Source organism: Xanthomarina sp. F2636L, assembly GCF_026410195.1.
GTDB lineage: Bacteria > Bacteroidota > Bacteroidia > Flavobacteriales > Flavobacteriaceae > Xanthomarina.
This window is the reverse complement of sequence record NZ_JAPMLM010000037.1, coordinates 1-440: the sequence shown is the minus strand read 5'-3', so window position 1 is coordinate 440 and position 440 is coordinate 1. Positions and strand designations below refer to the sequence as shown.

At 37.0% G+C, this 440-nt stretch carries 1 protein-coding gene; it reads left to right on the top strand.

Going from position 1 to position 440, the window contains the following annotated elements; genetic code table 11:
- On the top strand, positions 1–440 hold a 440-nt coding region (locus OS191_RS00170), incomplete at both ends, for a hypothetical protein (RefSeq protein WP_267153687.1).

Below are 440 nucleotides of genomic sequence, written 5' to 3'. Positions count from 1 at the left end.
GGTAACTATTGTTGGAACTCCTCCTGTAGATTCACTATCAGATTATTCAGGTTGTTCTAGTTACACCTTACCTGCTTTAACAAACGGAACCTATTTTACTGGAACTAATGGAACGGGAACCCAACTCAATACTGGAGACGTTATTTCAACCACGCAAACCATTTATATTTATAATGAAATTGGAACAGCACCAAATATCTGTTTTAACGAAAGTAGTTTTACTGTTACAATCTCTGGAACGCCACCAGTAGATACGATAGCCAATCAAACGGTTTGTACAGATTATACTCTTCCAGCATTAACAGATGGAACCTATTTTACTGGAACTAACGGAACCGGAACACCGCTAAACGCTGGAGATGTTATTTCAACCACACAAACTATTTATATTTATAATGAAACTGGAACAGCACCAAATATCTGTTCTAACGAAAGTAGTT